At 46.5% G+C, this 327-nt stretch carries 1 protein-coding gene; it reads left to right on the top strand.

Annotation, left to right across the window (positions count from 1 at the left end; all coding sequences use genetic code 11):
* Positions 1-119 precede the first annotated feature (119 nt).
* On the top strand, positions 120-327 hold a 208-nt coding region (locus tag HBA93_RS19910; protein WP_221724435.1), incomplete at its 3' end, for a hypothetical protein.

Raw genomic sequence — 327 nt, 5'->3', positions numbered from 1 at the left:
CATTGATCTTGGAAGAAATAATGCTCTGAAGTGATATAGCAGAGCGCGTCTGTGGCGGCAGCTAAGGTTTTTAATGATTTACCTTAGCTGCTGCCATTTTCATTTCAAAGGAACTTTCCATGACAGATATGAAAGCTTCTCTCACACTGGAATTCATGGAAAAGGGATTTGAGAAGGCTGAAAAAGCTTCTAAATCTCTGGATATGCTGGCAAAAGCTTCCAAAAAAGCAGACGGCATGCAGAAAGCGCGGGTGCGCACTGATGACCGGCCAGCCCGTGCTGCTGAGCGTGCAGCCAAAGCTGAAGAAAAGCATGGCCGTGCAATTC

This window comes from Ochrobactrum sp. SFR4, assembly GCF_019730395.1.
GTDB lineage: Bacteria > Pseudomonadota > Alphaproteobacteria > Rhizobiales > Rhizobiaceae > Pseudochrobactrum.
The sequence above is the reverse complement of the archived record's forward strand: the minus strand, read 5'-3'. Positions and strand labels throughout refer to the sequence as shown.